The 18,000-nt window shown below is 64.9% G+C and carries 15 protein-coding genes and 1 other RNA gene; 8 read left to right on the top strand and 8 right to left on the bottom strand.

The window, feature by feature from the left end:
• The first annotated feature begins 291 nt into the window (after nt 1-291).
• Nucleotides 292-1,809 carry an apolipoprotein N-acyltransferase gene (gene lnt, locus H1S04_RS11750; RefSeq protein ID WP_181745770.1) on the top strand — a complete coding sequence of 506 codons (1,518 nt, stop codon included), beginning with the start codon at nt 292-294 and terminating at the stop codon, nt 1,807-1,809.
• 134 nt (nt 1,810-1,943) lie between these two features.
• Here lnt and rpmG read toward each other — a convergent pair whose 3' ends face one another.
• The 3 genes from rpmG to rnpB all read right to left on the bottom strand — a co-directional run bounded on the left by rpmG (nt 1,944) and on the right by rnpB (nt 4,153).
• Entirely contained in the window at nt 1,944-2,111 is a 168-nt protein-coding gene (rpmG, locus tag H1S04_RS11745; protein WP_011750518.1) for a 50S ribosomal protein L33, read from the bottom strand.
• A gap of 84 nt (nt 2,112-2,195) precedes the next feature.
• Nucleotides 2,196-2,873: a helix-turn-helix transcriptional regulator gene (locus H1S04_RS11740; RefSeq protein ID WP_181745769.1), complete on the bottom strand. Its 678-nt coding sequence runs from the start codon at nt 2,871-2,873 to the stop codon at nt 2,196-2,198.
• A gap of 914 nt (nt 2,874-3,787) precedes the next feature.
• Nucleotides 3,788-4,153, bottom strand: an RNA gene (rnpB, locus tag H1S04_RS11735) — RNase P RNA component class A.
• A 235-nt stretch (nt 4,154-4,388) separates the two neighbouring features.
• Between rnpB and H1S04_RS11730 the strand changes: the two genes are divergently transcribed.
• Complete coding sequence (locus tag H1S04_RS11730; protein WP_181745768.1) at nt 4,389-5,255, top strand: alpha/beta fold hydrolase; 867 nt, start codon at nt 4,389-4,391, stop codon at nt 5,253-5,255.
• Nucleotides 5,256-5,307: 52 nt separating this feature from the next.
• On the opposite strand, the gene H1S04_RS11725 is transcribed toward H1S04_RS11730, so the two are convergent.
• Nucleotides 5,308-6,978: an NAD+ synthase gene (locus tag H1S04_RS11725; protein ID WP_181745767.1), complete on the bottom strand. Its 1,671-nt coding sequence runs from the start codon at nt 6,976-6,978 to the stop codon at nt 5,308-5,310.
• A 117-nt stretch (nt 6,979-7,095) separates the two neighbouring features.
• Here H1S04_RS11725 and H1S04_RS11720 point away from each other — a divergent pair, with 117 nt between their 5' ends.
• The 4 genes from H1S04_RS11720 (at nt 7,096) to H1S04_RS11705 (ending at nt 10,872) form a co-directional block, all read left to right on the top strand.
• Complete coding sequence (locus H1S04_RS11720; protein WP_181745766.1) at nt 7,096-8,703, top strand: 2-isopropylmalate synthase; 1,608 nt, start codon at nt 7,096-7,098, stop codon at nt 8,701-8,703.
• Nucleotides 8,700-8,870 carry a hypothetical protein gene (locus H1S04_RS11715; protein ID WP_181745765.1) on the top strand — a complete coding sequence of 57 codons (171 nt, stop codon included), beginning with the start codon at nt 8,700-8,702 and terminating at the stop codon, nt 8,868-8,870. The genes H1S04_RS11720 and H1S04_RS11715 overlap by 4 nt, the downstream gene beginning before the upstream one ends.
• Before the next feature lie 3 nt (nt 8,871-8,873).
• Nucleotides 8,874-10,055, top strand: coding sequence for a VWA domain-containing protein (locus H1S04_RS11710; RefSeq protein WP_181745764.1), 1,182 nt, complete (start codon nt 8,874-8,876; stop codon nt 10,053-10,055).
• A gap of 136 nt (nt 10,056-10,191) precedes the next feature.
• Entirely contained in the window at nt 10,192-10,872 is a 681-nt protein-coding gene (locus H1S04_RS11705) for a M48 family metallopeptidase (protein WP_181745763.1), read from the top strand.
• Here the strand turns inward: H1S04_RS11705 and fnrL are convergent, their stop codons facing one another.
• A complete protein-coding gene (gene fnrL, locus H1S04_RS11700; protein WP_181745762.1) occupies nt 10,873-11,637 on the bottom strand; it encodes a transcriptional regulator FnrL in 765 nt (254 codons plus the stop codon). It lies immediately after the preceding gene.
• Between the two features lie 38 nt (nt 11,638-11,675).
• On the opposite strand from fnrL, the gene hemN reads away from it, so the two are divergent.
• Nucleotides 11,676-13,034, top strand: a complete 1,359-nt coding sequence (gene hemN, locus H1S04_RS11695; protein WP_181745761.1) for an oxygen-independent coproporphyrinogen III oxidase — start codon at nt 11,676-11,678, stop codon at nt 13,032-13,034.
• 82 nt (nt 13,035-13,116) lie between these two features.
• Here the strand turns inward: hemN and H1S04_RS11690 are convergent, their stop codons facing one another.
• Together H1S04_RS11690 and hemA are read right to left on the bottom strand one after the other, a co-directional pair.
• Nucleotides 13,117-14,403, bottom strand: coding sequence for a helix-turn-helix domain-containing protein (locus H1S04_RS11690; RefSeq protein WP_370470445.1), 1,287 nt, complete (start codon nt 14,401-14,403; stop codon nt 13,117-13,119).
• A 114-nt stretch (nt 14,404-14,517) separates the two neighbouring features.
• Nucleotides 14,518-15,747 carry a 5-aminolevulinate synthase gene (gene hemA, locus H1S04_RS11685; protein ID WP_181745760.1) on the bottom strand — a complete coding sequence of 410 codons (1,230 nt, stop codon included), beginning with the start codon at nt 15,745-15,747 and terminating at the stop codon, nt 14,518-14,520.
• 155 nt (nt 15,748-15,902) lie between these two features.
• Here hemA and H1S04_RS11680 point away from each other — a divergent pair, with 155 nt between their 5' ends.
• On the top strand, nt 15,903-17,285 hold the full coding sequence (locus H1S04_RS11680) for a M20/M25/M40 family metallo-hydrolase (RefSeq protein ID WP_181745759.1): 1,383 nt from the start codon (nt 15,903-15,905) through the stop codon (nt 17,283-17,285).
• Nucleotides 17,286-17,318: 33 nt separating this feature from the next.
• Here the strand turns inward: H1S04_RS11680 and H1S04_RS11675 are convergent, their stop codons facing one another.
• Entirely contained in the window at nt 17,319-17,954 is a 636-nt protein-coding gene (locus tag H1S04_RS11675) for a transglycosylase SLT domain-containing protein (protein WP_181745758.1), read from the bottom strand.
• Between the last annotated feature and the right edge of the window lie 46 nt (nt 17,955-18,000).

The following is an 18,000-nucleotide window of genomic DNA, read 5'->3' as shown; positions in this document are numbered from 1 at the left end:
GCAAGGCGGCCGCATCCAAGCCGGCTGAAACGGGCGAGGTCGCCCGGGCGAGCACCGACACTGCGGCCGATGCCGCCGCCGAGGAGGCACCCGTCAAGCGCAAACAGGTGGCCACGCGGCGCAGCAGCAAGGCCAAAGCCGCCGAGGCCGCCGAGGCACCTGCGGAAGCGCCGGCCGAGGCCGAAGGCAGAGCCAAACCCGCCCCGAAAAAGCGCAGTCCCCGCGCCCGCAAGGCGCCAGCCCCGGCCCCTGAGGTGGCGCCGGACGCGGCCGAAGGCTGACGACGCCGCCATGATCGCCGCCGCTCCGCAGCGCCGGGTGCTGTTCGGCCTGGCCGGCGATATCGCGCTTGGCGCCATTGCCGCGCTTGGGCAGGCACCCTGGGGGCTGTGGCCGGCGACGTTGCTCGCGCTCGCGGCCATCCTTTGGCGGGTCGGCCGGGCCGCGAATGGCCGGATCGCCGCGTGGCGCGCGGGCGCGGCGGGGGCCGGCTATTTCGCCCTCGCGATGAGCTGGATCGTCGAGCCCTTCCTGATCGAACCCGAAATCTACGGCTGGATGGCGCCCTTCGCCTTGATCTTTCTGGCGATCGGGGGCGGCCTGTTCTGGGCCTTGCCCGGTTGGATCGCCGGCCGTTTCGCACCGGGATGGCAGGGCCGCGCCATGGCTTTCGGTGCCGGTCTGGTGCTGTCGGACTGGCTGCGCGGCTGGATTTTCACCGGCTTGCCATGGGCCCAACTGGGCCATGTCTGGGTCGGCACGCCTGTGGCCCAATCGGCAGCCTATATCGGCGCCATCGGCCTGTCGGCCATTACCGTCTGCACGGCCGCCCTGCCGCTGGCCTTCTGGCGGCTTTCGCCCTTCAAACCGCGCAGCGCCTGGCCGGGACTGGTGTTGTCAACGCTGCTGGTCGCCACGCTTTGGGTCGCCGGTCTGAACCGGTTGGACACGCCCGTCTCGGACCGCGGCATCGTCCTGCGGCTGGTTCAGCCCAATGCTGAGCAGGCGCTGAAATGGAACCCCGAATGGGCGCAGATCTTCTGGGAGCGGCTGCTGACGGAAAGCGCCGCGCCCACGGATGGCCCGCGGCCAGATGCGGTGATCTGGCCCGAAACCGCCGTCAGCTTCCTGCTGAATCAGGCGGCGGAAGCCTTGCCCGTCCTCAGCGAGGCTGCCGGGGCGCCCGTGCTGATGGGTATTCAGCGCGCCGAGGGTTCCCGCTATTTCAACGCCTTGGTCGAGGTCGCACCGGGCGGCGCCGTCACCCAGACCTATGACAAGTTCCACCTCGTTCCCTTCGGCGAATATGTCCCCTGGGGTGATGCGCTGTCGCGGCTGGGCATCAGCGCCTTCGCCGCCCAGCAGGGATTTGGCTACACCGCCGGACCGGGCGCGGAGGTGATGACCCCGCAAGGACTGCCGCCGGTGCAGCCGCTGATCTGCTATGAGGCGATCTTTTCTCAGCACCTGCGCGCCGTGTCGGGCGCCGAATGGCTGCTGCAGGTGACCAATGACGCCTGGTTCGGGACCATTTCCGGCCCCTATCAGCATCTGGCGCAGGCGCGTCTGCGGGCCATCGAATCGGGCCTGCCGCTGATGCGTGCCGCCAATACCGGCATCACCGCCGCCATTGACCCGCTGGGTCGCATCACCGCCGACCTTCCGCTGGGCGCCACCGGCCATATCGACGCCGCCCTGCCCGCGCCGCTGCCGCAAACGCCCTGGATGCGGCTCGGCAACTGGCCGGTGCTGATGGCGGCATTCGCGGCCCTGCTGAGCGCGTGCCGGCGCAAGCGCTTTTCCGCATAGACGCCAGCTGCCTCCGGCGGGGATATTTGAACCAGAATGAAGGTCTCACTCTGGTACAAATATCCACTTCACCGCGTCGACATGAAAAAACCGCGCCGGGGCGCGGTTCATTCAGTCCAACGGAGGGCGCGATCTTACTTGATCTTGCCTTCCTTGTATTCGACATGCTTGCGCACAACCGGGTCGTATTTGTTGACCGTCATTTTCTCGGTCATGGTGCGGGCGTTCTTCTTGGTGACGTAGAAATGCCCGGTCCCGGCCGTCGAGTTCAGACGGATCTTGATCGTCGTCGGCTTCGCCATTGTTCTTGCTCCTGCTGCGGCGGCGCCGGAAGGGCCACCGCGAAATGTCTTGGAAGCCGCCTTTTAGCGTCCCGGCCCGTGGTGTCAACTGGAAAACAACGCCTGAAACTGCCTTTCTCCCTCGCCCGTGAAGCAGATCACCCGGCTGTCCTCGACGCGCCGCGCCCAGCCGAGCGCAATCATCCGCGCCAGCATCGCCCGTCCCAGACGGCCCGCCAGATGCGAGCGCCGCTCGCTCCAGTCCAGGCATTCGCGGCACAGGGGCGCGCGCGACTGCGGCTCGGGATCGGAGCCAAGGAATTCCCGCGCGAAAGCCGCGCCCTCCTCGCTCAGGTCGAGTTCCTCGTCGCGGCGGATCAGGTGGCCGCGCGCCAGCAGCGCATCGAACATCTGCGTGCCCATCTCGCCCGCAAGGTGATCGTAGCAGATGCGCGCGCGACGCAGATCGGCGTCGCGCGGACCGGGGCGCTGTCGCAGATGGCCGCTGGCCGCGGCCAGACCCATCAGCGCTTGCAGCACGGCGGCCACCTGCGGCGAGGCCAGTTCGGCATAGCGGTGGCGGCCCTGCTTGCGTTGGCGAATCAATCCGCCCTCGGCCAGACGCGCCTGATGGGCACTGGCGGTTTGCGGCGTGACGCCCGCGATCTGGGCCAGTTCGGTGGCTGTCAGCGCCCCCCCCTCCATCAGCGCCATCAGCATGTTGGCGCGGGCGGGGTCACCGATCAGCGCGGCGATACGAGCGATGTCGGGGCCGTCCTTCATATTTCGATGATAGTCGTAACATTATTATGTGGCAACGGGTTAGAGGCCGGCGATGGGCTTCTGGGGATCCCATGCCGACTGCCGAATCCGCTATCGGATCGATCCGAGGGGAAGGCCCAGTTTGAGCACCATGCCCGTAATTGAGGCGATGCCTTCCACGAAATGGCCCCGACCTCATCGGCGATCACGCCCCGCATGAGGGGTCCGCGACGCTGTCTTAAGGCGTCCACAACATCCCGAGTCTTGCGGCATACGAAGCTGACCGCGCGCGGTTGGGCGCCGATCCGTTGGGGCCTGAGAATTACGACTTCGCGCTGCGCAAAAGCGTCATCCGGCGCGAGAAGCACCGGAGGACAGCCGCGCCCGGCGTGGCTGACGGAGGACGGCAGGGCGGCGACGGCTGGGAACTGCGGAGGAACGTCAGAGCGGCGGACCGGGGCCGGCGGTCCGGTCGGACAGGGGCAAAAATCTTCCCATATCATTGCCTACCGCGCGAAAGATCGTCACGGAAGGTGAAACCGACCGGCACCCATCACGCTGCGGAGCAATGGCTTGCGCATTTTTGATGGTCGCTTGGCCGCTTTATGAATCAGGTCGTTCAACCAGGCTTTCCGACCAATCGCAGGTTCCCATCCTGAAATTGTCTGACTTTCTTACATCACGCCAGCCGCGAGTTTCGTCCGCACTAAACCACTTCCCTCCGCGTCTCACAGGCTTCTTCTTATAAAGTGCTACTCTGTTGACGCCGCGGAACTGGCTGTTTCGCGCCATCCACTTGTACTCTGGCAGTATCTTTCCCCAATCTATTGTATCTTTCTGATCAGACATTTTTGGTGACTTTCCTTGCTCAGTTGTACAGATCGCCCGGCGGCTCATGACCCGTCCATGGACGACCTTTCATCGACCTGAACGAAACACGCGGATGGCCTGTAAGCCGGATTTTGTCCAAGGGTTGCCCCTCTGGATGACCATTCCTCTGCGCAGCGCATTACTGCGCGCGTCAAGCCGCCAACCCGGACCTCTGGCGCAAGGTGGCGCTGCCGTTGCCGGCGCGAGATCCCTATTCGGCGTTGCTCCCGGTGGGGCTTGCCATGCGGGCCGTGTTGCCACCGCCCCGGTGGGCTCTTACCCCACCGTTTCACCCTTACCTGTGCGGGCACAGGCGGTCTGTTCTCTGTGGCGCTTTCCCTGGGGTTGCCCCCGCCGGGCGTTACCCGGCACCGTCACCTTATGGAGTCCGGACTTTCCTCGACTTTCGCCGCGGTCATCCGGCCATCCGCGCAAGGGGGATATGAGGGGTTTCGCGGCAGGGGTCAAGGCGGCGAAAAATTATGGGACATGGGACATGGGGCATGGGGCATTTCACACAGGATGCTTTGACACCGGTGCGCGGTTCCAGGGAAGGGTTCGCGCGTTGTCGGCGATTTGCCCATTGCAAGGCGAACTTTGGCAAGCGGCGGAACATCTGGGGTGATCCGAGGTTTCGCGTGCGAGAAACCCAGCGCCGATGACCCCATGGCTGACGATTTTTTCCGAACTTTTGCAGAAAAGCGGGTCGAGACGCCCGCCGGGATGATCCGCCTGCGCATCGGCGGGTCCGGGTTCCCCCTTCTTCTTCTGCATGGGCATCCGAGAACCCATACCACCTGGTATGAGGTGGCCCCGTCGCTTGCCCGAAAGTTCACCGTCGTCTGCGCGGACCTGCCCGGCTTCGGGCAGAGCTATCAGCCGATAACGGTGGCGCAGAGTTCGGGACGTGCAAAGGCGAAGGCCCTGCACGCCTGCATGTCCGCCCTCGGCTATCAGCGATTCGGCGTGGCCGGCCATGATCGTGGTGCCTACCGTGCATTCCGGCTGGCGATGGATTTTCCTGAAAGTGTTACGTGCCTTGTCGTGATGGACGGCGTTCCGATCTACGAGGCTTTGACTCGCGCCGACTGGCGTTTTGCGAAAGCCTGGTGGCATTGGTTTTTCTTTGCCCAGAGCGAAAAGGCACAGGCCGCAATCCGCGCGGATCCCGATCTGTGGTACCCGCCGGATGCCGCGCGCGGAAAGGCCAACCGGGCTGATTATCTTGCCGCCACCCGGAACGCCGCCGTGGTGCGCGGCATGCTGGCGGATTACCGGGCCGGGTTGGAATTCGATCATGCCGATGATGCAGCGGACAAAAAGGCGGGGCGTCGTCTTGCATGTCCATTGGGGCTTTTGTGGTCGGCCCTGGACGATATGGAACATCTCTACGGCGATCCGGCAGAGCCATGGGCGGACTGGTCCGACCGACTGGTCTATGAGGCCAGGATCATGAGCGGCCATCATATGGCCGAAGAAGCCCCCGACGCCGTTGCCAGACATCTGGAGAAGTTTTTCACGGATCATTGCTGAAAGGACGGCCCCGGGGGTGCCGTCCCCATCGTGGGCCTGTCCCGCGGAGGGTCTACAACTCATCCCGCCAGCGGTTCACCAGCGGATAGCGGCGGTCCAGCCAGAAGGCCTTGGTCGAGATCCGCGGCCCCGGCGCGGCCTGATAGCGCTTCCATTCGCTGCCATAAAGGAGCTTCTCCACCTTCTTCACCGTCGCCGCGTCGAAGCCGCGCGCCACCAGATCCTTCAGCGACAGATCCTCCTCGACCAGCCCGAACAGGATCTGATCCAGCACGTCATAGGGCGGCAGCGAATCGCTGTCCTTCTGGTCGGGGCGCAGTTCCGCGCTCGGCGGCTTGGTGATGATCTGGGGCGGGATCACCTCGCCCTTGCGTCCCATCATCCAGCCGCGATGATGGCTGTTGCGCCAGCGGCAGGTTTCGAAAACGCGGGTCTTGTACAGGTCCTTGATCGGGTTATAGCCGCCCGCCATGTCGCCATAAATGGTGGCATAGCCGACCGCGACCTCGGATTTGTTGCCGGTGGTCAGCAGCATTTCCCCGAACTTGTTGGAAATCGCCATCAGCATCAGCCCGCGCAGGCGGGACTGGATATTCTCCTCGGTCACGTCCGGTTTGGTGCCTTCCATCAGATGCGCCAGCGCGTCCGAAACGGCATCGCGCGCACCGTCGATCTTCACCGTATCCAGCCGCACCCCCAACCGTCCGGCCGCATCCGCCGCATCGTCGAGGCTCGCCTGCGAGGTATATTCGGACGGCAGCATCACGCAGCGCACATTCTCCGGCCCGATCGCATCGGCGGCGATGGTCGCCACCAGCGCCGAATCGATCCCGCCCGACATGCCCAGCACGACCTTTTTGAAGCCGGACTTGCGCAGATAATCGCGCAGGCCCGTCATCATGGCGCGGTAATCCTGTTCCCATTCGTCGGGCTGATCGTCCATCCGTCCCGGCAGAGCGCGCCAGCCCTTGCCGGTGCGGATGAAGTCGACATGCTCGACCACCTCGTCGAAGGGCGGAAACTGCACAACCTTTTCGGCGCCGCCATCGGGGCCGGGATTCAGCACGAAACTCGCCCCGTCATAGATCTGGTCGTCCTGCCCCCCGACCGAGTTCAGATAGGCCAACGGCAGCCGGTTCTCGACCACGCGGGCGACCATATGGCCCATCCGCAGGTCCAGCTTGCCGCGGTGATAGGGCGAGCCGTTCGGCACCACCAGAATTTCCGCACCCGATTCCTCCAACGCCTCGGCCACATCCGGCCACCAGGCATCCTCGCAGATCGGGCTGCCGATACGCACGCCCCCGATGCTGTAGGGGCCGGAGATCGGACCGACATCGAACAGCCGCATTTCGTCGAACAACTGCTTGTGCGGCAGTTCGTGTTTCAGCACGCGGGCGGTGATCTGGCCGCCTTCGCAGATGAAATAGGCGTTATAGAGCTTGCCCTCGGACCGCCAGGGCGTGCCGATGCCAAGCGCCGGGCCGTCGGCGCATTCGCGTGCCAGCGCCTCGACCTGGGCCACGGCATGATCGACAAATCCCTTTTTCAGCACCAGATCCTGGGTCTGATAGCCGGTGATGAACATCTCGGGCAGATAGACGATGGCGGCCCCCGCATCCCTGCCCTTTTCCCATGCGGATCGCGCCTTCGCGGCATTGCCCTCCAGATCCCCGAGCGTCGGGTTCAGCTGCGCCAGGGTGATGCGGATCTTGTCGGTCATGGTCATTCCCTCATTCGCCTGCGCCAGCCATAGCGCAGCCCGCAGCCGAGGGGAACGGCAGGCTTTGCGCTGCGGGTCCTTCTCGGTTAAACGGGGTGGCAAAGAACGGAGGCGGGCATGAAGGCAGCACTCGCGGCGGCCATTCTGGCGATGGCGGCGCCGGCATTGGCGCAGGACACGAACATCCCGACCGGGGCGGCCCCCGGCAATGTCGTGACCAAGCCCTATGACGATGGCGGCGTCTATACCGGCACCTTCCGGGGCGGGCTACAGCACGGGCGCGGCAAATACACGCTGCCTTCGGGTTACGAATATGAAGGCGACTGGGTCGAGGGCGAGATCCTCGGGCAGGGGCGCGCGCGCTTCCCTAATGGGTCGGTCTATGAAGGCACCTTCGCCAAGGGCAAACCCAACGGCAAGGGCAAGATCACCTATGCCGATGGGGGCACCTATGAGGGTGACTGGGTGAACGGCCAGATCACCGGACAGGGCGTGGCGAAATACGCCAATGGCGCCAGCTACGAGGGCGGCTTCCAGAATGCCATGCATCACGGCAAGGGCGTGCTGACCCAGCCCAACGGCTACCGCTATGACGGCGACTGGGTGAACGGCGCCAAGGAAGGCCAGGGCCGCATCACCTATCCCGATGGCGCGGTCTATGAAGGCCAGATGCTCGCCGGGCAGCGCGCCGGGCGTGGCAAGCTGACCATGCCGGACGGCCTCGTCTATGATGGCGTCTGGGAGGCCGGCCAGATGTCGGGCCGGGGCGCGCTGGTGCAGCAGTCGGGCGACCGCTACGAAGGCCAGATGCGCGCCGGCAAGCGCGAGGGCGAGGGCCGTGCCACCTATGCCAATGGCGATGTCTACGAAGGCCAGTTCCGCGACGACAAGCGCGACGGCACCGGCACCTTCACCGGCACGGACGGCTATGTCTATGCCGGCTCGTGGGTCGCCGGGCAGATGCAGGGCACGGGAAAGATCACCTATCCCGACGGATCGGTCTACGAAGGCCAGATGGCCGCCGACCAGCCGGATGGCACCGGCAAGATCACCTATCCCGACGGCGCCACCTATGAAGGCGACTGGCAGGCGGGCGTCATCCAGGGTCAGGGTCGCGCAGCCTACGCCAATGGCATGATCTACGAGGGCGGCTTCAAGGATGCCCGGATCGAGGGCCAGGGCCGGATGACCTATCCCGACGGTTATGTCTATAATGGCGAATGGAAGGCCGGGCAGCGCGATGGCAAGGGGCAGGCCACCTACCCCGACGGCACCGTCTATACCGGGCAATTCGTGGCTGGCCTGCGCGAGGGTCAGGGCAAGCTGACCACCACCGACGGCTTCATCTATGAAGGCGGCTGGAAAGGCGGCGAGATCGACGGCGAAGGCGTCGCCACCTATGCGACGGGTGACACCTATACCGGCAATTTCGTGGCCGGCAAGCGCCAGGGCCAGGGCGTCATGCGCTATGCGACCGGCGAGATCGCCTCGGGCGAATGGGACCAGAACCGGTTGAGCCAGCCCGGCCCTGTCGCCACCGAAGGCCCCGGCCCCGACGCATCCGAAGCCGCATCCGGGGTTGCCCCGCCACCCGGCCCGCAAGCTGCCGACGCGGCGACCGAAACGCCTGATCTGCCCGCCGAAAGCGGCGCCACGCCTGCAACCCCTGCCCCGGCCGCTGACCCGGCCCTGCCTGTCGACACCGAAACGGAGCCTGCCCAATGATCATTTTCGCCTGCATGATTCTGGGCTTCGCTCTGGGCTGGTTCCGCGCCGGGCGCGTCGGCGGCAATACCAAGGACCGACTGCAATGGGCCTTCGCGCATATGCTGGCGCTGATGGTGGCGGGGCTGATCGTGACGGTGTTCCTCGCCCGGTCCGCCGTGGCCTGAACGATGTTCCGGCCCTTCCTCGACAGCCTGCGTCGTCAGGGCGTGCCGGTCAGCCTGCGGGAATATCTCGACCTGCTGGCCGGGCTGGCCGCCGGGGTGACAGGCGCGAATGTCGATGATTTCTATCACTTCGCCCGCAGTGCACTGGTGAAGGACGAACGCCATATCGACCGCTTCGACCGCGCCTTCGCGGAAAGCTTCGCGGGCGTAGAACAGATCCCCATCGGGGCGCTGGTGGACCAGATCGACCTGCCCCGCGACTGGCTGGAAAAGCTGGCCGAAAAGCTGCTGACCGATGCCGAGAAGGCCGAGATCGAGGCCACCGGCAGTTTCGAGGCGCTGATGGAAAAGCTGCGTCAGCGGCTGGCCGAACAACAGGGGCGTCATCAGGGCGGCAACAAATGGGTGGGCACCGCGGGCACCTCGCCCTTCGGCGCTTATGGCTATAACCCGGAAGGGGTGCGGATCGGACAGGAAGGATCGCGCCACCGCAAGGCCGCGAAGGTCTGGGACAAGCGCGAGTTCCGCGATTTCGACGACAGCGTCGAGCTTGGCACGCGCAACATCAAGGTGGCGCTGAAACGCCTGCGGCAATGGGCGCGTCATGGCGCGGCCGAAGAACTCGACCTGCCCGCCACCATCCGCGCCAGCGCCGATCACGGCTTTATCGACGTCCAGACCCGGCCCGAGCGGCGAAACGCCGTGAAGGTGCTGCTGTTTCTGGATGTCGGCGGGTCGATGGACGACCATATCCGCATCGTGGACGAGCTTTTCTCGGCCGCGCGCGCCGAGTTCAAGCATATGGAGCACTTCTTCTTCCATAACTGCCTGTATGAATCGGTCTGGAAGGATTCCCGCCGCCGCTGGACCGAAACCACGCCGACCTGGGACATCCTGAACCGTTACGGGCGCGACTATAAATGCATCTTCGTCGGCGACGCCTCGATGTCGCCCTATGAGATCGCCGTGCCGGGCGGCGCCAACGAGCATTGGAATGCCGAACCGGGCGAGCTGTGGCTGAAGCGGGCGCTGGAAACCTGGCCAGATCATGTCTGGCTGAACCCGGTGCCGCAGAATTACTGGCGATATACCCAGTCGATCCGCATGATCGACGAGATCACCGGCCACCGGATGATGCCGCTGACGCTGGACGGCCTGACCCGCGCGATGCGGCTGCTGGGCTGACGCGCAGGCAAGGTATTTGCGCGCCGGAGAGAGGCGAGGAACGCTCGTCCCCTCCTCGCTGTTCAGGGGACCAAGATCTGAACATCCCCAAAGCTTTGCCCTTGATCGACGACGACGGCTGGCCCACATCTGGGACATGGTCAAATTCCTGCCGCTTCTGCTCATCCTCGCCTATGCGCTTGCCATGTGGTTCTTTTCCGTCTGGCGGTTGAAGCGCGAGTTGAACGAGCGTTCGACGCCCCTGAACGACGCCCGGCTGAACCCGCTTCTGGATCGTCTGGGCGCGGCGATGGAGCTGCCGCGCATCCGCGCGCATGTCTATGAAATTCCCGCCGTCAACGGACTGGCGGCGCCGGACGGGCGCATTTTCATCACCCGCGGTTTTCTGGACCGGATGGAAAAGGGCGAGGTCACGCCCGAGGAGATCTCGGGCGTGGTCGCGCATGAACTGGGCCATGTCGCCCATGGCCACAGCAAGCGGCGAATGATCGATTTTGCGGGGCAGAATGTCATTCGCTCGGTCCTGCTGATGACGGTTGGGCGCTTTCTGCCCTTCATCGGGCCGTGGCTGATCGGTCTGATGCTGAGCGCCATAGCCGCGCGCCTGTCGCAGCAGGACGAATTCGAGGCCGACCGCTTCGCGACTGCCCTGCTTGTCAAGTCGGGCATCGGGGTCGAACCTCAGGTCTCGCTGTTTCGCAAGCTGGAAAAGCTGACCGGCGCGCGCGGACACGTCGCGCCAGCCTGGCTGCTGTCACACCCGCATGTGGAAAAACGCATCGCCGCGATCGAGGCCAATCGCCGTCGCTGGCGCTGATCAGTGCACCAGACCGCCATCGGCGTCGTCGCCGCTTTCGCTAAGTAACAGTTCGTAATCGACCAGCACCACGCCGCGTTTGCCGCGCAGCTCGATCAATTTGTCACGCTTCAGGGCCGACATCTGCCGGCTGACCGTTTCCAGCGTAAGTCCCAGATAATCGGCCATGGCCTCGCGCGTCAGCGGCAGGGTCAATTCGATCTCGCCGCTGGGACGCTCATGCCGCAGCGATGCCTCGCGGCGGGCGAGGATGGACAGGAACGAGGCGATCTTCTCGCGCGCGGATTTGCGGCCCAGCAGCATCAGCCACTCGCGGGCGGCGTCCAACTCGTCCAGGGTCATTTCCAGAAGCCGGGCGGGAAGGCGCGGATTATGCGCCATCATCTCCTCGAAAGGCTTGCGGCGAAAGCAGCACAGCGACACGTCCGTCACCGCAGTGACGGTATAAGGGGCCGTTTCGCGGCCCGGACGGCCCAGGAAATCGCTGGGCAACAGCAGGCCCACCATCTGGGTGCGCCCGTCTTCCAGCGCCTGCGTCAGGCTGGCCACGCCGCTGACCATCGAGGCCACGAAGTCCATCCGCTCCCCTGCCCAGACGATCACCTGCCCGGCCTGATAGCTGCGGTCGTATTTCGCCGCTTCCAGCCGCTCCAGATCGCCCGCTTCGCAATTCGCGCAGACTGCCCGATAACGGATCGGGCAGTCGTCGCAACTGAGCGTTACCTGTGTCGAGGGCCTTTCGACCGGGTTCAACTTGACATGCATCAATGAGCTATCCTGTAGGAAGTCGTATTGTTACGCCCATGACACAGGAATCGCAACTCTCGCGGCTGGGCCTGTTTGACGCACGTGTGCCGCGCTACACCTCATATCCGCCTGCCACCCAGTTCAAACCTGCGGTGGGGCCAGACGAAGTCGCCGTCTGGCAGGCCGCCATTCCGGCGGGTTCGGCGATCTCGCTTTACATGCATGTGCCCTTCTGTCGCAGGCTGTGCTGGTTCTGCGCCTGCCGCACCCAGGGCACGCAATCGGATGATCCGGTGCGCGCCTATGCAGATGTGCTGCTGGCCGAGCTGGAGCTGTTGAAGGCCAATCTGGCCCCCGGCATCCGGCTGTCCCGACTGCATTGGGGCGGCGGCACACCCACGCTGATGCCGCCCGACATGATGCGCCGCCTCGCCGGCGCCGTCTTCGCGGCCTTTCCGCTGGCCGAAGGGGCTGAGTTTTCGGTCGAGATCGACCCGAACGAGATCGACGATGCCCGCATGGACGCGTTGGCCGAGGCCGGGCTGACCCGCGCCAGCATCGGTGTGCAGGATTTCGACCCCGAGATCCAGAAGACCATCGGCCGCGACCAGAGCTTCGAGATCACTGCCAGAGCGGTCGAGATGATCCGCGCCCGTGGCGTGGCCAGCGTCAATGCCGATATCCTGTTCGGGCTGCCCCATCAGGATGGTCCGCGGATCGCCGATTCGGTGCAGAAGCTGCTGGCGCTGTCGCCCGACAGGGTGGCGCTTTACGGCTATGCGCATGTGCCCTGGATGGCCAAGCGACAGGTGATGATCCCTTCCGAGGCGCTGCCCTCGCCCGAGGCGCGGCTGCACCTGTTCAATACCGCGCGCAAGCTGTTCCTGGCGGATGGCTATGCCGAGATCGGCATCGACCATTTCGCCCGTCCCGATGACGGTCTGGCCACGGCCCAGAAGGCTGCGCGGCTGAAGCGGAACTTCCAGGGCTATACCGAAGATCAGGCCGAAGTGCTGGTCGGGCTGGGGGCGTCCTCCATCTCGCGCTATCCGCAGGGTTTCGCGCAGAACGCACCCGCCACCGGCGCCCATACCAAAGCCATCCGCGAGGGGCGGCTGTCGGTCACGCGCGGGCATGTGTTCAGCGCCGAAGATCAGTGGCGCGCCCGCATGATCGAGGCGCTGATGTGCGATTTCCGCATCGACGCTGCCGAGATGGGCGCGCGCTTTGGTCTCGGCTCCGAGGCGCTGACGCAGCTTTTCGCCCCGATCGCCGCTCATTTCGGATCCATGGTGCGGATCGCCCCCGACGGCAGTCTGGAGATCCCGCTGCAGGCGCGCCCGCTGACACGCATGATCGCCCATCGGCTGGACGCCTATGACATGGCGGCAACCGGGCATTCAACTGCGATCTGAACCCCTGCGAGCTGAGCGCTTAGGAAGAAAGGCCCGTGCCAGAAGCATGGGCCTTTCTGCATGAATATCCATCGCTTGCGGGTTATTGCTGCCCCAATGGGACCGGCTGCGAATCGGCCGCATCGCCTTGGATCAGCGCCGGATCGGCCGAGGCCATGGCGACCATCTTCTTCAGATCCTCGTCCTTCGACAGATCTGCAAAGACATATCTGGCGGTCAGACTGGCGGGTGACAGCTCGACATTCTTGACCACCTGCGCGCCCGGCGCGGCGGGGCCATAGGTGCGGCCATTGACGGCGAAATAGATGGCGCCCGAATTGCCCGCGCGCAGCACCGGCGGCGATTCAAGCTTGGGGAGGGCAAACCGCTCGCCCGCATCCATGGTCTTTTCCAGCAGCACCGTGCCATCCGCCGAGGTGACGCGCACCCAGGCAGGCCGGACCGCCAGAAGTTCCAGCTCGGGCGCATCCAGCGCGACGGTGCGCACCGCCATCTGATCGGCAGGCAGTTGCGGGCCGTAATCGGTGGATCTTGCCAGCACCCGGCCCGCCCCCTCGACGGCGACGGGGGGCACGCCACCCGCCGGGGCGTCCTGCGCCGCGATCAGGGTGCCGGGCGGCGCCGGCGGCAGTTCGGGGTCGATCGAGGCGATCGGACCATCCCGCGCCGTCAAGACCGGAACTTCAAGCACTTGAGGGCGATAGATGCGGTCGATTCCCTCGGGCTGGGGCAGGTTGAGGGCCAGATCCTCCCCCTCCTCCAGGATCGGCTGCGAGGTCGCCTCGGCCGGATCGAGCGCGGCGGTGACGCCCGGTATCTGATCGCCCGGCGTCAGGTTCACCTTCTGCAATTCCTGCAGAACCGACCAGCCGCCATAGCCAAGCCCGGTCACCAGCGCGATCAGCACCACCAGAGACCCGATCGCGCGTGGTTCAACCGAAGACCAGAAGGATTCGGGCTGGGGAATGAACAGCGCACGCGGATTCGCCAGCGCCTCGGCCGGGTCGGAGGGCCGGCGCTGCGGCTTTGGACCCGAGGCGGCGGGGGCCATGCCATGGGTGGGCGAGAAACCCGATTCGGCGCAGAAGCGGCGGAAGACCCAGTCGGGGTCCATCTTCAGATAGCGCGCATAGGACCGGACATAACCCGAGATGAAACTGGGCGCGTCAAAGGCCGAGACATCGCAATTTTCGATGGCGGCGATATAGCTCGCGCGGATGCGCAGCTCGCGCTGCACGTCCAGCAACGACTTGCCCATCGTCGCCCGCTCTCCCCGCATGATGTCGCCCAACGGCGAATCCATGCCCTCCAAATCGACCTCGGAACCGAGGCCCTGTTGTGACGACGATTTAGCCGGCAGCCCGATCATCAACGCCTGTCCTATATTCTCTGCCTCATGCATGTTGCGCGAATCGCAACTTTGCACACCTTAGTTAAGACAAGGTTATCACAGACGCGAGAGGGGTTCACCCCGTCAGCAAGGTCACGCTACGGCAGCAGAACGATTCAGTTTGCACTGTGCCCAGAGCGCATCCATTCCGTGCACCAGGGTTTCGATCTGGTCGGGCGTATGCACCGGCGAGGGCGTGAAACGCAGCCGCTCGGTGCCGCGCGGCACGGTCGGGAAGTTGATCGGCTGCACATAGATGCCGAAATCATTCAGCAGCATGTCGGACAGCGCCTTGCAATGGATCGGGTGACCGACATGAACCGGCACGATATGCGACCCGTGATCGATGATCGGCATACCCAGTCCCTTCAGCCGCATCTTCAGGATGCGGGCGTGCAGCTGCTGCATGTCGCGCAGCTTCTGCCCCTCTGCCGTTTTCAGGAAGGCGATGGAGGCCGCAGCCCCGGCCGCCACCGCCGGCGGCAGCGACGTGGTGAAAATGAAGCCCGGCGCATAGGAGCGGATCGCATCCACCATCTTGGCGCTTGCAGCGATATAGCCGCCGAACACGCCAAAGGCCTTGCCGAGCGTGCCGTTGAAGATGTCGATGCGGCCCGCCAGCCCGTCGCGCTCGGCCACGCCGCCACCGCGCGGGCCATACATGCCGACGGCATGGACCTCGTCCAGATAGGTCAGCGCGTTGAACTCGTCGGCCAGATCGCAGATCGCCGCGATCGGGCCGAAATCGCCATCCATGGAATAGATCGATTCGAAGGCGATCAGCTTCGGGGCCTCGGGATCGTCGGCCTCCAGCAGCTCGCGCAGATGGGCCACGTCATTGTGGCGGAAGATGCGCTTGGCGCCGTCGAAACGCTTGATCCCCTCGATCATCGAGGCATGATTCAGCGCATCCGAATAGATGATCAGGCCGGGGAACAGCTTGCGCAGCGTCGACAGCGTCGCGTCATTGGCGATATAGGCGCTGGAAAAGACAAGCGCCGCTTCCTTGTCGTGCAGATCGGCCAGCTCGCTTTCCAGCTTCTTGTGATAGACGGTGGTGCCGGAAATGTTGCGCGTGCCGCCCGAGCCCGCACCGGTGGCATCCAGCGCCTCATGCATGGCCGACAGCACGACCGGGTGCTGGCCCATGCCCAGATAATCATTGCCGCACCAGACGGTGATCTGCTGTTCGGTCCCGTCGGGACGGGTCCAGACCGCGTGCGGGTAAGCCCCCTTGCGGCGTTCGATATCGATGAAGGTGCGATAGCGGCCTTCATCATGCAGCTTGCCGATAGCCTGGTCGAGTGCGGCGTCGTAATTCATCGCGGGGTCCCTTGCCTTGCTTGCTGGGGGCGATCATGTCAGATCAAGCGGACCCCACATTGATAAGGGTCAATCGCCGCGAGTTACAGGGCAAATTTCCGAAATTATCCCCATGTTTCCGCAGGTTATACCTAAGTAAAACAGTCAGGAAAGCCATGACCGATCCCAAGCTCGACGAAGTTCTGAACCGCCTGGACGCCGATCTGCCCAATGCGATCGACCGGCTGATGGCGTTTGTGCGCATCCCCTCGATCTCGACCGATCCGGCCCATGACGGCGATGTATTCGACGCCGCCACCTGGCTGACCGACCAGCTGCGCGAGGTCGGATTCGCCGCCGAAATCCGCGAGACCGAGGGCCATCCGATGGTGGTCGCCCACAGCCCGGAAGACGCTGAAAAGACGCTGCTTTTCTATGGGCATTATGACGTGCAGCCGGTCGATCCGCTGAACCTGTGGGACAACCCGCCCTTCGAGCCCCGGATCGAGGACACGCCCGACGGTCCGATCATCCGCGGCCGTGGCACCTCGGATGACAAGGGGCAGTTGATGACCTTCGTGGAAGCCTGCCGCGCCTGGAAGGCGGTGCATGGGGAACTGCCGCGCGGCCTGACCCTGCTGTTCGAGGGCGAGGAGGAGTCCGGCTCGCCCTCGCTGGTGCCGTTTCTGGAGGCGAACCGTGACGAACTGTCGCAATCGCTGGCGCTGATCTGCGACACCGGGCGCGCCGCCGATGGCCGCCCCGCCATCGCCACCCAGTTGCGCGGCCTGCTGGGCGAGGAGATCGTCGTGCGCGGCGCCGACCGTGACCTGCATTCGGGCAGCTTCGGCGGCCTCGCCGCCAACCCGATCCAGATTCTGTGCAACGCGCTTTCGACGCTGAAGGACGAGAACGGCCGCATCACCCTGCCCGACTTCTATGACGGCGTCGAAGACCTGTCCGACGACCTGCGCCGCGACTGGGAGGCGCTGAAGTTCGATGCCTCGGAGTTCCTGTCCCGCGTCGGCCTGAAGCAGCCCATCGGCGAGAAGGGCCGCACGGGCCTCGAAATGGTCTGGAACCAGCCCACGGCGGAAATCAACGGCATCAGCGGCGGCTATACCGGCGACGGCTTCAAGACCGTGCTGCCGGCCGAGGCACGCGCCAAGGTCAGCTTCCGCCTGACCGGCACCCAGGACCCGGTGAAGATCCGCGCCGCCTTCCGCGACCATGTCGCCCGCTTCGTGCCCACCGACTGCACGGTCGAGTTTCACGAGCATGGCGGCTCGCCCGCGGCGGTCATGGACACCTCGGACCCCGCATTCGCGGCGGCCAAGCAGGCTCTGGGCGAGGAATGGGACCGCGAGGCGGTGTTCATCGGCATGGGCGGCTCGATCCCGATCGCGGGGGATTTCAAGCGCATCCTCGGAATGGACACGATTCTGGTGGGCTTTGCCAAGGATGACGACCGCATCCATTCGCCGAACGAGAAATACGATGTCGAAAGCTTCGCCAAGGGCGCGCGCAGCTGGGCGCGCATCCTCGCCAAGCTGCGCTAAGCTGAAAGGGGCGCTGCGGCGCCCCTTTTCAACCTATCTGCAATAGGACTGCTTGCTGGTCCAGCCGGCGATCTCGGCCCGTTTGGCCTTGTTGCGCAGCGGCATCCAGTCGCGCGCGACGCCGCGCCAGCCGCCGTTGCCGCGCGCAATCGCATTGTCCTTGCCGATCTGCGTCGCCGCGATCCTGACCGCGCAGGCCATATTCGCCTTGGCGTCCAGCATGGAGCCACCGCAGCCGAAATTCTGCGCTGTCGAGGTCGAAATCTGCATCAGCCCCTGATGCTGGCCACCACCGCCCTTGGCGCGCTGGTTGTGGCCGCTTTCATATCGCGCCATCGCCGACAACAGCCCCGCCCAGAAGGCCTTGCGATTAGCCGGGCTCTGACTGGCATAGGAGGGGCAGAACTCCATCACATCGGAGGGGACGCGCGACATCAATATAGCGCCCTCGGCATCCAGCGCCGCCAGCGTCGCATCGGTCCATTCGGCGCTGCTGTCGCGCCCGTCCCACTGCATGGCGGGCAGCGGCGCCGCCCCCGGCAGTTTCGAGATCGCCTTGCGGGTCAGACCGGGCTGGCCCGCATTCAGCGTCGGCGCATCCACAGCCGCCTTGCCGATGCTGGCGCTGTCACACGCCGCCACCAAGAGGCCCGCAGCCAGAACGGCCATTTTCACCAAGTTACGCATCATCCACGCTTGCAATTATTGCCTTTGC

Source organism: Paracoccus sp. S1E-3, assembly GCF_013868135.1.
Classification (GTDB): domain Bacteria; phylum Pseudomonadota; class Alphaproteobacteria; order Rhodobacterales; family Rhodobacteraceae; genus Paracoccus.
This window is presented reverse-complemented; position numbering and strand designations above follow the sequence as displayed.